The organism is Mesorhizobium sp. M00.F.Ca.ET.216.01.1.1 (assembly GCF_004010325.2).
Taxonomy (GTDB): Bacteria; Pseudomonadota; Alphaproteobacteria; order Rhizobiales; family Rhizobiaceae; genus Mesorhizobium.
In genome coordinates, this window is sequence record NZ_SADR02000583.1 from 1 (window position 1) to 283 (window position 283).

Here is a 283-nt window from a genome sequence, read left to right on the forward strand (position 1 = left end):
GCTGATCGCCTACATCGCCGGCCTTTCGGCGCCGAAGGGCCGCCGCATGGGCCATGCCGGCGCCATCATCTCGGCCTTCGGCGAGTCGGCGCAGGAAAAGGTCGAGATCCTGAAGGAAGCCGGCGTCGTCATCGTGCCGACCCCTGCCTCCTTCGGCGAGGTCGTGGCCGAGACGCTGGCGCGGTCGAAGAGGGCGGCCTGAAAGACGGTCAGGCGGCGGGCGGGCAACTGCCAAAGTGCAAGGCGGTGGGGGTCGGCTCGTCTGGCCTTCCACCAACGCTTC

1 pseudogene is annotated in these 283 nt (G+C 69.3%); it reads left to right on the forward strand.

The annotated features are described in order from the left end of the window. Positions 1–202 (forward strand): annotated as a pseudogene (locus EN859_RS37530) (succinate--CoA ligase subunit alpha); the annotation flags it as partial. Positions 203–283 lie beyond the last annotated feature (81 nt).